A 14273-nucleotide genomic window follows, 5' to 3' on the forward strand; every position below is an offset into this window, starting at 1 on the left:
TCTATTAATTCACAGATTGAAGTGAAATCAGTTGATATAAAAGCGTCGTTCTTCCCTCTGCCCATTCCACTTTCTTGACAACGGCACTTCCAACAAGCTCTTGTCTTGTTTTATAAACTGGCAACGTTTCATCCACTACAAATAAATGATATCCTTCTAACATTAATTGAAAAATATTATCTTCTGTATGTAATCGTTTCTCGGTTTCATTTACAATAATCTTTGTATGCATTTCAAACTTCATGCAAAAACACCCCTTTTTTATGTCTCTATTTTAACATATTTCCAAAAGAATTCCTCTTCCTCAAGGAATGAGAAGGGTGAAACCCCAATGAGTAGAGAGGGAATGAATTTTGGTTGACGTAAGCCAAAGGAATTTCCTCAAATCAAATAGAATGTATGTATGTATGTATGTATGTATGTAAAGAATACTTTGGGTCTCAAAGTTATTGTTTATCGATTGTGGGCGATGCACTATTAAAAGTTCTAAACCAACACATCGAAACACAAGGATAAAACGAATGGGAGGTGACGACAATGTTGTTGAATCAAAAATATGAAATCTTTCCAACAGAAGTACAAAAAGAAGTGTTAGATCGTTGGCTACAATATTGTCGTCAAACCTATAATTCTGCCTTGCTAGACAAAGAACGGAAATATAAGCAAAACAAAGAAAATTACAATCGTTATGATATGCAAAGACAACTTACATTGGACAAGAATACGTATCCTTTTCTAAAAGAAATACCTTCTCAGCCGCTACAGGAAGTTTTTGTACGTCTGAAAAAAGCGTTTGATCATTTCTTTCGTAAAGATGCAAAATATCCAAAACAGAAAAAGTATAAAGACTACAATAGTATGACATTTCCGCAATTTGGATTCAAACCAAACGGAAAGCATCGTTATGCGATGTCTTTTTCTGATCACGGTAAGTTATACAATAAAAAGTTGGGAGAAATAGATATCCTACTTCATAGACCACTCGAAGGAACAATCAAGCAACTGATTCTCAAACGCCAAGGGAAAAGATGGTACGCTATTTTCTGTGTCGAAAGACAAGTTGTACCATCTGGTATCGATACTAATCGTGCGATAGGAATTGACGTGGGATTACATAATTATGCCGTTCTTTCTAATGGTTTAGAGTTTGAAAACCCTAGATTTCTCCGTGAAAAAGAAAAACAACTCAAGAAAGCACAGCGAAAACTTTCTAAGAAGAAAAAAGGTTCTGCTAACTTTATAAAACAAATCGAGCGTGTTCGCAAGCTACATGAAAAAGTAGCGAACCAGCGCAGAGATTTTCTTCATAAACTCAGTTACAATCTTGCGAAAGAGTATTCTGTTATTGTTGTAGAAAATCTGAACATTCGTAACATGGTTAAAAACAGAAAATTATCGAAATCTATTTCTGATGCAGGGTGGGGAATGTTTCGAAACATGCTTGCTTACAAATGTGAAAATCATGGCGGTGTACTCATCAAAGTAGAGCCAAAATATACTTCACAAGACTGTTCTTTTTGCGGGAATCGTGTGAAGAAATCTCTCTCTATTCGTACTCACATTTGTACAAAGTGCGGAACAGTATTGGATAGAGACTATAACGCGAGCCGAAACATCTTACAAAAAGGATTAGAAGAATTGCTTGCCACAAACTAAAGTCTACAAACTGTAGGGCAAGGTTATGTCCGAACAGTATAATCTACGCCTGTGGAGACTGTGTAAGACGCAGTGGGACCCCTCACTACGCAACGGTCTATGAAACAGGAAGCCCCTACCACAAGATGGATAAGGAGGGGTTATTCACTAGTATAGCGGGCATTACTGATTGACAAGAGAATGAATGAGAAAGGTATAACTTCCCTAATAAAAAATCATTCAGCTTCTGTCATTATTTATAGTATGAGAAAAGTAGCAACAGAATATAAAGTGAAACTTTACTGTTTTAAATGCCTAAGAGATTTACTACTATTGATTTTTTTATTTCTTCTTATTACGGTATGTGAAATTAAATATCACTTTAAAATAAAAGTGCCGTAAACGACACTTTTATTTTTGTAAATAATCCTTCATCACAACGTACAACACAATGAATAGTAATACTGTCATAAAAAGCCATGAAAGTATTGCAACGTAATTATTTTCAGTTAATGAAAAGCTAATCGCAATTGTTAAAATGAAAATTGGAAATACCAATCGTACTTTATCTTGCACCGTATCCTGCTCTGGATCTTCTAGATGGAAATAAAAAGTTAAACCAACCATAAGAAAAGACAAAATAATGACCGATAATAGCAAAATCCCTGGCATTCCAATCTCCCCTTCCTTTACTTTCTTAGGCCACGTACAATTAAATATTTTATATTTAAATATACATAACGCTAAAATATAGAAAACTTGTTATATATAAATACAAGTTAATTTTTTAACGTATAAGTCGCTACTATGCAGAATAAAACATGGCCGCTACTTGCTTTCTACCTTTGCACGTGGCAGGAAAAGGCACTGACCGCCTCTATGCATGGCCAGTTGCTCTGGTCTCCTCCCCTAAAAAAAGTGGTTTTTATGTCATTTTTTCAATTTGTACTTATATATCTATTGATTAAAACCTTTATTATGAAAAATTTCAAATCATAAGTTTTATAATCACATTTGTGAATGATATCAATTCATCGTTAGAAGTTTAATATTCATTTTTCTTTTATAAAATCCTTCCAAAATATCTCGCCAAAATATGCGGCACTTTTACTCTTTATTCATTAATATAAAGAATATTTCCCTCTTTCTCCAAAAAACACAAAAAAATGCATGACAAGTAAAGATCATGTCTATTTTCTACAGTATATTCATTTGCTCTTCATTTTAAAACAAAGAAAGACATGTGATATTGCAGGATTAAAGAAAAAAAACAAGAAGTTTATATATAAAAATGCACTTTCTCTGTCTTTTTACAAAAAGTCTATTTTCCTAGACACTGACACAACTTGTGAAAACAAACAGAGAATGATAGAGGAGGATATACTATGACTGATCAAGTTCTATTTTCAGTTAACAAAAATGGCGTAGCTACAATTACATTAAATCGCCCAAAAGCATTAAACTCCATTTCTTATGAAATGATAGGACCAATGACGCAAAAGTTAAAAGAATGGGAAATGGATAATCAAATTCATCTTGTCATTATAAAAGGCGCAGGTACGAAAGGTCTTTGTGCCGGCGGTGATATTAAGACTCTTTACGAAGCTCGTTTACATGGCTCTGCCATGCAAAATGCGGTGCAATTTTTTGAAGATGAATTCCAATTAGATATGCTCGTTTATAAATTTTCTAAACCAATTGTCGCTTGTTTAGATGGCTTTGTTATGGGCGGAGGTGTTGGACTTACTTACGGAGCTAGTCATAGAATTGTAACTGAGCGAACAAAGTGGGCTATGCCAGAAATGAATATCGGTTTTTTCCCTGATGTCGGATCTGCTTATTTCTTAAATAAAGCGCCGGGCTATATCGGACGTTACTTAGCATTAACAGCTTCTGTCATTAAAGCACCTGATGTACTATATATCAATGCTGCTGACTTTTATATCTCTAGTGAAAAATTAAATGCCTTTCTTAATCACATTGAACAAATAGATTGGCATACCAAAGATATACATACAGCATTAACAGAGCTAATCAATGATTATTCAGAAGTTCCTGTTACCGAAAGTGAACTTTCGTCATTCCAAACAGCGATTAATAAACACTTTTCTTTTCACGCTGTCGAAGAAATTATCCATTCTTTAGAAAAAGATGCGAGTCCTTTTGCAACACAAACAAAAGAAACAATCTTGTCAAAATCACCTTTCTCTTTAAAAATAACTTTAAAACAATTTATTGATGGCAAAGAAAAAACATTAGAAGAGTGCTTTGCCACTGATCTTGTGCTCGCTAAAAATTTTCTGAAACATGAAGACTTTTTCGAAGGAATACGCTCTGTTGTCATTGATAAGGACCAAAACCCTCAGTATAAATATAAACATTTAGAAGATGTTTCAGACGAAGTTGTAAATAACTTTTTCCATCTTATAAGAAACTAATAATAGCAAGTTGGGTTTCTAGCATGAAACATTTTCCCAATAAAAAAGTGTCCAATACAATGGACACTTTTTTACATTCCTCTTAAAACCAGCGTTCGGTCACTACTTTTTTACGTGTATAAAATTGCACACCATCTTTTCCATTTGTACCTAGGTCACCGTAGAAAGAAGCTTTATTTCCTGCAAATGCGAAAAATGCCATTGGAGCTGGAACGTTAACGTTTACGCCAATCATCCCTGCATCAATATTATCACGGAATGTTTGTGCGTGTTTACCACTTGACGTATAAATAACTGCACCATTTGCAAATTTTGATTGGTTTGTAAGCTTAATTCCTTCTTCTAAATCCTTTACTCTCACAATGCTTAATACTGGAGCAAAAATTTCATCTTGCCAAATTTTCATATCTTGATTCACACCATCAAAGATTGTTGCTCCAACGAAATACCCTTCCCCAGCTTCTTCATTAATTTTACGGCCATCTACTAATAAAGTAGCTCCATCTGCTACACCGCTATTAATATAGCCTAGTACACGATCTTTATGAGATTCACGAATTAATGGACCTACATAATTCTCTTCATGGAAACCATCACCGACTTTTAATTTACGCGTTTCTGATACAAGAACATCAATGAATTCATCAGCAATTTCATCCACTACCGCTACAACAGAGCATGCCATGCAGCGCTCTCCACTGCTCGCAAATGCAGAGCCAATGACACCTTGTACTGTTTTTTTAATATTGCAGTCCGGCATAACAATTGCATGGTTTTTCGCTCCTGCAAGTGCTTGTACTCGTTTTCCATATTTTGTTCCTGTTTCGTATACATAGCGTGCAACTGGCTCAGATCCAACAAATGAAACAGCTTGAATATCTTTATTTTCTAAAATGCTATTTACAACATCTTTTCCACCTTGTACTAAGTTTAAAACCCCTTTCGGGAAGCCCGCTTCATAGAATAATTCTACTAGTCTTTCTGCTAAAAGCGGCGTTCTTTCAGATGTTTTTAATACAAATGTATTACCGCAAGCGATTGCTAATGGAAACATCCATAGTGGAATCATCATCGGGAAGTTGAACGGTGTAATACCAGCAACAACTCCAATTGGGTATCTCCAAATTGAACCATCAATTCCACCTGCAATATTTGGAAGTGCTTGCCCCATCATTAAATTTGGTGTTGATGTTGCCAGTTCTACAGCTTCAATCCCTCGCTGCACTTCGCCAGTTGCATCTTTTAATGTTTTACCATTTTCTAATGTAATGATTTTTGCAAGCTCATCTTTGTTTTCTTGTAAAAGTTGTAAATATTTATATAGCTGTCTTGAGCGATTTGGAACTGGTACTTTAGACCATGTTTCATATGCTGCTTTTGCAGCTTCAACAGCACGATCCACATCTTCTTTTGGAGAAAGTGGAACATAAGCAATTATTTTCCCAGTCGCAGGATTCGGAACAGCTTCCACTTCTGTGCCAGTAGATTCTACCCATTCACCATTAATATGATTTTTCACGCGTTTAATTTCTGTTGTAATCATTGTATTCGCTCCTTTTTATTTTTTATATTTGCTAGTATTCATTGTTATTTATGACTAGAGATTAATTGTTCACTTACCTTTTGATACAAAGCAGCCATGTCTTTCTCACCATATCCCGCTTTACCAGCTTCATCATACAAATTCAAAAGCATTTCACTCACTGGTAAGTGAAGCTCACCTTCTTTTGCTAAATCAACAGCAAATCCTAAGTCTTTCTTTAGTAGATTTACAGTAAATCCTGGTTCATAGTTTTCTGGCGCAATAAAGCTTTTGTAATTGCGCTCATAAATTCTACTTTGTCCATAACTCACATTTAAAATATCAAACATTTTATCTAAATCCATATTGTTTTTCTTTGCTAATGTCAGAGCTTCACTAACACCCGCTGTATAAAAACCAATTAATAAGTTATTAATCAATTTTACAGTCGTACCACTATCAATTTGCTCACTCACATGAAATATATTTGCTCCCAATACTTCCATCACTGGTAAACCTTTTTCATATACTTCTTTTGGTCCACCAACCATAAAAGTTAATGTGCGGTTTTCCGCTCCAATCACTCCACCACTAACCGGTGCAGCCAAGAAATCGACTTTTTTATCTTTCGCATCATCTGCAAGCTTTTTATTTAGTTGCGGAGCTACTGTGCTTGTATCAATTAAAACAACATTCGAATGACTATTCTCAATTAAACCCTCTTCGCCAAAATAAACAGCTTCAACTGCTCGCGGTGACGGTAAACTTGTAAAAATCAAATCACATGTTTCTGCTAATTTTCTAATTGATAAACCGATAATCCCTCCTTCTTTCTCGAAGGAAGCTTCAGCATCTTTATTTAAATCAACTCCATATACCGTATAATTTGATTTAACTAAATTTTTAGACATTGGAAGACCCATATTACCTAAACCGATAAAACCAATCTTTTTCATACTGCTCTCCTCCTATTTAAACAATATATTTCCCGCGATTTATAATCGTTTTTGCGATTTCTCTCTTTTTCGTAAACAAGTTCGTGTATATAGGTACTGACAGTTGACGAATTTCATCTAGAATGGCGTTTCTAGTTTGCTCTTCTTGCACCGCTGCAGAAAGAAGAACAATTGCCGCTGATTCTATTTTTCGATATCCTTCTTCACAAAGCACATCCGTTATAAACTGTTTTGTACGTTCTTTTCCTTCACCATTTTTACTTATCGCTTTCTTTGTACGTAAAAATGCCGATTCCATTACATATACATCTTTCAATATGTCTGCTAACACGCGTGAATATTCTTGTTCTTGTTCGATTTTTAATTCAGGAGTTTGAGATAGCGTTTTCAAAGATTGCTTCAATAATTGTTTCGATAATAAAATATAACGATGATTTCGTTCTACATTTTTAAATGTGTCTTCATCTACTTGGTCCCCTAGTTGTTTCGTTTGTTTCATTAACATTTTCGCAACTGTTAAGCGGTTAATTTCATTCGTCCCTTCAAATATACGGCTAATTCTAGCATCACGATATAATCGTTCTACTTCATATTCTTGCATATAACCATAACCACCATGAATTTGTACCGCTTCATCCACAATATTTCCAAGTGTTTCTGAAGCGTTCACTTTGTTGATTGCACACTCCATTGCAAATTGAGACATTCTCTGCATAATACCTTCATCACTCTCATGAATTGCTTCATCAATTACGCCTGCTGTTCGATAAGCTGCGCTCTCTGCACCGTATGTAGCGATAATCATATTTGCAATTTTCTCTTGAATCATCGTGAAATCAACTAAATCTGTTTGAAACTGTTTTCGTTCTTTTCCGTATTGAACAGATAGGCCAATTGCTTGCTTTGCTGTTCCAATATTTCCGAAAGCAAGTTTCAATCTAGCAAAATTGAGAATATTAAGAGCTACGTGATGTCCCTTTCCTACTTCCCCTAGTACATTTTCAGCAGGAATGACGACATCCTCTAAAATCAGTGTCGCAGTTGAAGAACCTTTAATACCCATTTTCTTTTCTTCTATGCCAATCGAAACGCCTTCACAAGTTCTTTCGACAATAAATGCTGTCATTCCTTTATTTGTCTTTGCAAAAACAACATATACGTCAGCCATATGAGCATTTGTAATCCACTGTTTTTCACCATTTAATGTCCAAGCTGTTCCTTCTTCATTTAAGAAAGCACTTGTTTTTGCACTTAATGCATCAGATCCAGCATTAGGTTCTGTTAAAGCATAAGCTCCAATCCATTCGCCTGATGCAATTTTAGGTAAGTATTTTTCCTTCTGCTCTTTTGTTCCGTAATATATATATGGCAGCGTTCCTACTCCAGCATGAATATTAAAGGAAACACTAAAGGCTCCTGCATATCCCATCTTTTCCGCCACAAGTCCAGAAACTGCTTTCCCTAATTCAAATCCACCATACTTTTCTGGAACCTCTATACTCAACAATCCAAGTTCTCCAGCCTTTTCAAACAACCTGCGGGAAACTTGATAATTGTGCTGCTCGATATTTTCAATTTGAGGAACAATTTCCTGTTTCACAAATTGTTCTGTTGTTTTTGCGATTAAATCTTCATCACTTGAAAAATCCTCAGGTGTAAAAAAGGTTGTATTAAGCTCCTGATTCAGCGAAAAAAATTCGTCCCATTGCAACTTTGTTTTCTCCATCTGTATCCCCCTATCATTTCATTCTTCATTTTATTTATTTGCAAAATCTATGCCAATCTAAAAACTTGATAGAACAAGGGCAAAATGAAAAGAAAACGTAAAACTGTCTAGACAGTTTTACACTTGATAGAACAATTGTTTAAATTTTGAATCTTGACAATTTATTATAAAGGGTCGCCCTAGAAATCCCTAACAATGCCGCTGCTTTTGACTTATTTCCTTTTGCTTCTTTTAAAACGCGTTCAATTAATCCTCTTTCTTCCTCTTCACGCACCACTTTCATCGCTTCTTGTTTTGCTGGTAAAGACTGAATCATAGGTACCAATTTCTTTTGCTCCATATCCCGATAATAAAATTCTTCTGGTAAATCCTTAGCCCGTATATGTGCATCATCTGATAGTGCAAATAGCCTTTCTAACACATTGATTAATTCCCTAACATTACCCGGCCAATTATAATGGAACATAAGGCGTAATACCTCTTTATCAAGTGTCTTTTCTTCAGCACCATACATTTGACATAACTTTTGTAAATGTTCTTCGACAATGAGTGGTATATCTTGTTTTCGAAAGCGAAGCGGTGGAATATGAATCGGAATAACATGAAGACGATGATATAAATCCTCCCTAAAGGTTCCTTCTCTAACCATTTGTTTTAAATCTTTATTTGTCGCTGCGATTAACCTGAAATCAACAGGAAATGGATGTGTGCCACCTATTCTTTCTATTTCCCTTTCTTGTAAAACACGTAAAATTTTCACTTGCGTTAATAGAGACATATCGCCAATCTCGTCTAAAAATAATGTCCCATGATTTGCAAGTTCAAATTTCCCTGCCTTCCCATTCTTTTTCGCACCTGTAAAAGCACCTTCTGCATAACCAAACAATTCAGATTCTAGTAAATTATCAGGAATAGCAGCACAGTTCACACTTATAAATGGACCGTTTTTTGTTATACCGGTCTCATGTATAGCACGTGCAAATTGCTCTTTACCAACACCGCTTTCCCCAGTAATTAATACGGATGCTTTTGATCTAGCTGCTTTTCGAGCCATTTTTTTCGTTTCAGAAATTGTTTGGCTTTCTCCAAGAATATCTTCAAATCGAATCTGTTTCTTTTTCGGTTTAGAAAACGTTGGTTTGATTGTCCTATCCTTTTGATCAAATCGTTCTAGTATTTTATAAATATCTGAAATCCCTTCATGAATAAGCATCCCTACAGCACCTATCACTCTTCCCTGCTTCCAAATTGGCATCCGGTGCACAACTAGATTCTGTCCTTGCAGACGGTGCACTTGATTTCTTTCTGGTACTCCTGTTTTTAATACAACTGGAAGCCGCGTATTCTCAATTACATTTTCAGCGCGCTGCCCAATTGCTTCTTCTTTCGTTACACCAACAAAGCGACTATACGTGTCATTAAACATTTGGATAACTCCATTTTCATCCACAATTGCAATACCTTCGTATGCAGAATCAAAACAAAGTTTAAACCATTCTATCGTTTGATGTGCACATTCGATTTCTTGAACCAAATCTTTTTGAAAGGCTAATAATTCCTTATTACTGAACACTCCTTTAAGCTCTCTGTTTTCCTCACAGGTAACATAAAGTGGAATATTCTCTAACTCGCTTAATGAAAACTCTTCCCTTACGTTATAGAAAGAACGTCTCAGTATAGTGACAATCGGTTCATCCCACTTTGAATGATCCTCTAACCACTTTACACAATCAATTAGTTTCACAACCCCAATCACATGATTATTTTCTAAAACAGGGAGTTCTGCGCTCTCTGATTCAGCTAGTAGTCGTAATGCTTCTCGAATTGTATCATCTTTCCTCAAAATGTACGGGTCCTGCTTCATCCAATTTCGAACAGAGTCATATTTTACAGCCATCATAACTGAATTTCCCTTCCTTTAGAATATCTATACTCCTCTTTTCCTATCTGGTTAACACGCTAATGCTTTTCTACTGCGGAAAAAATATTATGATTAAATGAAACCACACAAACGAGGATTTCGTTTCTTTTTCGTCCAAAAACTTTTATCAATCCCATTCTTACTATCCGTTAATATAACAAAAAAGCGATGATTCATTTCACATCAAGCAGGTGTTTTTGCTAAAAATGTGTATCATCGCTTTCTTATTTTATCACGCTATTCGCGGGTAGTAAGCCCCCCTCATCCCAAAGGTTCAGAAGGGAGCGAGGAGGATTGATGGGCAATAACTGCTGGCATGCACCCGATTGGTTCAACTAACTAGCAGTGGGAGGATGCCTCCACTGCTGGAAGTTTCACTTCATCTATTGTCCTTCAGATAAAATTGTTTTTGCAATTCCCTTATCTAACTCCTCAAAGTCATGATAAGAAATAGTTTCATATAATTCACTTCTTGTTTGCATATCAGCGAGTCCTTCTTTTTGCGACCCTTCTTCTTTTATAAGCTGAAAAATACGCTCATAAGCTTTTGCTGCTACGCGAAGAGAAGTCACTGGATAAATGACCATTTGATAACCGATATTAGCGAATTCCTCGGCAGTATAATACGGTGTTTTCCCAAATTCAGTCATATTAGCAAGTAAAGGTACCGTTACTTTTTTTGAAAATAAACGAAACTCTTCTTCTGACTGTAAAGCCTCTGGGAAAATAGCATCCGCACCCGCTTCTATGTAAGCAATTGCTCGCTCAATCGATGCATCTAATCCTTCAACAGCACGAGCATCCGTACGAGCTACAACAACCATCGATGGTGCTACTTCTTTTATAACTTTAATTTTTTGTTGCATTTCTTCAATAGAAACAAGTTTTTTGCCATTTAGATGTCCACATTTTTTAGGGAGTTGCTGATCTTCGATTTGAACAGCAGCTACATTTGCTTCCATCATTTCTACAGCAGTTCTTGCTACATTTAATACTCCACCAAACCCTGTATCAATATCGACAAGAAGAGGTAAATCCGTTGCTCTAACAAGATCTCTTGCTCTTTCAGCCACTTCAGTAGATGTTACAATGCCCAAATCTGGTAAACCCTTACTTGCTGTATAAGCAGCTCCTGACAAATAAAGAGCTGAAAATCCAGCATTTTTTGCAACAAGAGCAGCCATCGCATCATGTGCTCCAGGAATTTGCAAGATTTCAGGCGCTTCTACTAAAGTTCGGAATCGATTGGCAAGTTCTTCTTGTGTTGACTGTTTATTTACAACCCAAGCCATTCTTATTCCCCCTATACTTAAATTAAGAAAAGATCTACAAATTCATTTACATTCATATTTTCTAATTTTTCTTCATTTAAACAAGCCTCATGAATTTTTTCTTGTTGTTTATTAGAGTAATGAACAGACATATTTGCAGAGAACTTTTGAACAACCTTTGGAATCGCTTCATCTCTACGGAAACGGTGACCTAATGGATATTCACATTCTACATTTTCTGTTACTGTACCATCTTTAAAATGAATCTGAACAGCATTGGCGATTGAGCGCTTGTTCGGATTAAGGTAATCTAAACTGTATTGTTTATTTTCAACAACAACCATCTTATTTCGTAATTCATCTACACGAGGGTCAGAAGCTACTTCATCCTCATAATCATCTGCAACAATGTCACCTTTTAATAAACCAATTGCAGTAATGTATTGCAAGCAATGATCACGGTCAGCTGGGTTATTTAATGGACCCTCTTTATCAATAATACGAACTGCTGATTCATGTGTCGTAATTGTAATACGGTCAATTTCATCTAATCGTTCTTTCACTTCTGGTTGTAATTTCACTGCACATTCTGCAGCTGTTTGAGCATGAAATTCTGCTGGATATGATACTTTAAACAATACATTTTCCATTACATAAGAATCTAAATGTCTTGCTAATTTTAGTTCTTGCTTGTTAAACAATACATCTTGGAATCCCCATCCTGGTGCAGATAATGCTGTTGGATAACCCATTTCACCTTTTAATGCAGTAAGTGCAAGATGAACACCACGACTTGTTGCATCCCCAGCTGCCCATGACTTACGTGAACCTGTATTTGGCGCATGACGATATGTACGAAGACTAGAGTTATCAATCCATGCATGAGACAATGCATTAAAGATTTCTTCACGTGTGCCACCAAGCATTTTCGTAACAACTGCTGTTGTCGCTACTTTTACGTATAACACATGGTCAAGACCAACGCGGTTTAAACTATTTTCCAATGCAAGTACACCTTGGATTTCATGTGCTTTAATCATCATTTCAAGTACATCTCTTACTTTTAATGGCTCTTTTCCTTCTGAAATACGAACGCGGCTCACATAATCTGCAACAGCTAAAATGCCACCTAAATTATCAGATGGATGTCCCCATTCAGCCGCAAGCCACGTATCATTATAATCTAACCAACGAATCATACATCCGATATTAAAGGCACCCCGTACTGGATCAAGCACAAATGATGTTCCCGGCACACGTGTACCATTTGGTACAACAGTTCCTGGTACGACAGGTCCTAGTAATTTTGTACACTCTGGATATTGCAGTGCTAAAATCCCACATCCAAGTGTATCAAGTAGCACATAGCGTGCTGTACTGAATGCCTCTGAGCTTGTAATCTCTTTATTTAACACATAATCTGTAATCTCTTCTAAAATTGCATCTTTTTGTTTAATTTCATTTGTTTTAATCACGCTATCCTTCCCTTTCTATCGAAAATTCGTTATTATTAAGAATGAGTGTCGGTCAAACACTCATCTGGCGGGCGGCCTTAACAACTCCCCAGTTGTTTTTATTTGCTAAGCACATGTCGCTCGCCGATATAATTTACACGCGGGCGGAACAATCGATTATTTGAATGTTGTTCAATCACATGCGCACACAAGCCTACCGTTCTTGAACTGAAAAAGATTGGTGTATAGAGTTGAATTGGAATACCTAACATCCAATAGACTGGAGCAGCATAATAATCTAGGTTTGGATAGATTCCTTTTTCCTTCTCCATAATTTTTTCTCCAGCTTCACACATTTCATATAATGTATAATCGCCTTTCACATCACATAACTGTTTTAATGCTTCTTTCATCATAAGCGCTCTTGGATCTATCTTCTTCATGTAGACGCGATGTCCAAATCCCATGATTTTTTCTTTGTTATACAGTTTCTTTTGCAGTAATTCTTCAAATTTTCTGGCAGTACCTGCTTCAAGTAGCATATACATCACTGCCTCATTTGCGCCTCCATGTAAATTACCTTTTAAAGAAGCAACTGCTCCCGTTAAGGCACCATACAAGTCTGATTGTGTCGACGCAATTACTCTAGCCGTAAAAGTAGAGTTAGGCATCTCATGTTCACTATACAGAACGAGTGATCGGTCAAATATTTTTTCTTCTAATTCAGAAGGCTTTTTACCCGTAAGCATACGGAAGAAGTTCGCACTATAAGATAATTCTTGAATCGGTTCAATTGGTTCTTCATTATTTAAAATTCGATAGCTATTAGCTACTATATTCGGCACCTTACTCAACAATTTATAAGCACGCTTTTTATTTACATCTAATGAGCGTTCATCAATTTCATTGTCATAACCAGATAGCGCCGAAATTCCTGTACGCAATCCATCCATTGGATGCGTTTGTTTTGGCAATGCTTTTAAAACATCAAAAATCCCACTCGGAACCTCATATTCAGACTTTAACTTTTCTTCCAATACCGCTTTTTCATCTGAATTAGGAAGTTTCTCCTCTAATAAAAGATGAACAATATCTAAATAGCTTTTCGTTTTAGATAACTCAATCAAGTCATATCCTTGAATAACGATTTCTCCTTTTTTTGTATCAAGAAAAGAAATCTTCGTCTCTGCTGCAATTACCCCATCAAGTCCTGGAAAATATTTTTCTTCAGCTCCCATTTTGTTTTCCTCCAATCCAAATAGATCTTCGTTTACACTTCTGTAAGCCTTTCCAAGATTGCACAAATATATTTCCCTCACCATTCACTATTTTAACTTCCTGCAAAGAATA

The 14273-nt window shown here is 36.0% G+C and carries 11 protein-coding genes; 2 read left to right on the forward strand and 9 right to left on the reverse strand.

The window, feature by feature from the left end; genetic code table 11:
• Positions 1 to 4: 4 nt before the first annotated feature.
• On the reverse strand, positions 5 to 244 hold the full coding sequence (locus Q9306_RS04195) for a DUF2584 family protein (RefSeq protein ID WP_306195606.1): 240 nt from the start codon (positions 242 to 244) through the stop codon (positions 5 to 7).
• Between the two features lie 293 nt (positions 245 to 537).
• Here Q9306_RS04195 and Q9306_RS04200 point away from each other — a divergent pair, with 293 nt between their 5' ends.
• The gene (locus Q9306_RS04200; protein ID WP_306195608.1) at positions 538 to 1656 is read left to right on the forward strand and encodes an RNA-guided endonuclease InsQ/TnpB family protein; all 1119 of its coding nucleotides are present in this window, start codon (positions 538 to 540) and stop codon (positions 1654 to 1656) included.
• Between the two features lie 390 nt (positions 1657 to 2046).
• On the opposite strand, the gene Q9306_RS04205 is transcribed toward Q9306_RS04200, so the two are convergent.
• Positions 2047 to 2307 carry a hypothetical protein gene (locus tag Q9306_RS04205; protein ID WP_020060637.1) on the reverse strand — a complete coding sequence of 87 codons (261 nt, stop codon included), beginning with the start codon at positions 2305 to 2307 and terminating at the stop codon, positions 2047 to 2049.
• A gap of 713 nt (positions 2308 to 3020) precedes the next feature.
• On the opposite strand from Q9306_RS04205, the gene Q9306_RS04210 reads away from it, so the two are divergent.
• Positions 3021 to 4073, forward strand: coding sequence for an enoyl-CoA hydratase/isomerase family protein (locus tag Q9306_RS04210; RefSeq protein ID WP_306195612.1), 1053 nt, complete (start codon positions 3021 to 3023; stop codon positions 4071 to 4073).
• Between the two features lie 82 nt (positions 4074 to 4155).
• On the opposite strand, the gene Q9306_RS04215 is transcribed toward Q9306_RS04210, so the two are convergent.
• The 7 genes from Q9306_RS04215 to mmgD all read right to left on the reverse strand — a co-directional run bounded on the left by Q9306_RS04215 (position 4156) and on the right by mmgD (position 14161).
• Entirely contained in the window at positions 4156 to 5616 is a 1461-nt protein-coding gene (locus Q9306_RS04215) for a CoA-acylating methylmalonate-semialdehyde dehydrogenase (protein WP_306195614.1), read from the reverse strand.
• Between the two features lie 44 nt (positions 5617 to 5660).
• Positions 5661 to 6551 carry an NAD(P)-dependent oxidoreductase gene (locus Q9306_RS04220; protein WP_306195616.1) on the reverse strand — a complete coding sequence of 297 codons (891 nt, stop codon included), beginning with the start codon at positions 6549 to 6551 and terminating at the stop codon, positions 5661 to 5663.
• A 16-nt stretch (positions 6552 to 6567) separates the two neighbouring features.
• A complete protein-coding gene (locus Q9306_RS04225; protein WP_306195618.1) occupies positions 6568 to 8277 on the reverse strand; it encodes an acyl-CoA dehydrogenase FadE in 1710 nt (569 codons plus the stop codon).
• A gap of 139 nt (positions 8278 to 8416) precedes the next feature.
• Positions 8417 to 10177, reverse strand: coding sequence for a sigma 54-interacting transcriptional regulator (locus Q9306_RS04230; RefSeq protein ID WP_306195620.1), 1761 nt, complete (start codon positions 10175 to 10177; stop codon positions 8417 to 8419).
• 404 nt (positions 10178 to 10581) lie between these two features.
• On the reverse strand, positions 10582 to 11490 hold the full coding sequence (gene prpB / locus Q9306_RS04235; protein WP_306195622.1) for a methylisocitrate lyase: 909 nt from the start codon (positions 11488 to 11490) through the stop codon (positions 10582 to 10584).
• A 17-nt stretch (positions 11491 to 11507) separates the two neighbouring features.
• Complete coding sequence (gene prpD, locus Q9306_RS04240) at positions 11508 to 12944, reverse strand: 2-methylcitrate dehydratase (RefSeq protein WP_306195624.1); 1437 nt, start codon at positions 12942 to 12944, stop codon at positions 11508 to 11510.
• A 98-nt stretch (positions 12945 to 13042) separates the two neighbouring features.
• On the reverse strand, positions 13043 to 14161 hold the full coding sequence (gene mmgD, locus Q9306_RS04245; RefSeq protein WP_306195626.1) for a citrate synthase: 1119 nt from the start codon (positions 14159 to 14161) through the stop codon (positions 13043 to 13045).
• Positions 14162 to 14273: the final 112 nt, after the last annotated feature.

It is taken from the genome of Bacillus multifaciens, assembly GCF_030756675.1.
Lineage (GTDB): Bacteria > Bacillota > Bacilli > Bacillales > Bacillaceae_G > Bacillus_A > Bacillus_A multifaciens.